At 46.6% G+C, this 363-nt stretch carries 1 protein-coding gene; it reads right to left on the bottom strand.

Annotation, left to right across the window (positions count from 1 at the left end; translation table 11 throughout):
- Positions 1 to 363, bottom strand: a 363-nt coding sequence (locus MO387_RS20890) for a DDE-type integrase/transposase/recombinase (protein ID WP_242326515.1), incomplete at both ends; no start/stop codon positions are given.

Genomic DNA, 363 nt, shown 5'->3' with positions numbered 1-363 from the left:
GGCTCGCCTGAAGCGCATTCTGATAAACTGCTGAGCAGTATTGTAAGCCTCTGTCTGAGTGATGCACTGCGTTGCCGATATAGCGTTTATCTTTTATGGCCATTTTTAACGCTTTCACCACACTCTCCGCTTTCATGTCTTTACTCACGTGATGACCGACTATCTTACGAGAACTGGCATCGGTGACCAGTGACAGGTAGTGCACTCCTTGGTCTGACTCAAGATAGGTGATATCGCTGACCAGTACATGCCCTGCATCATGTAGCCCTTCCTCTTTCAGCAGATTAGGATGCTTCTTCATCCAGTGTTTGCTGAACGTGGTTTTTGTGTAGCTTTTCTTCGGTTTAACCAGTAAACCTTCAC

The sequence above is a fragment of the Shewanella sp. N2AIL genome (assembly GCF_022690845.1).
In the GTDB taxonomy this organism is placed as follows: Bacteria; Pseudomonadota; Gammaproteobacteria; order Enterobacterales; family Shewanellaceae; genus Shewanella; species Shewanella baltica.
Note: the sequence above shows the minus strand (reverse complement) of the source record. Positions and strands in the feature narration are given on the sequence as shown.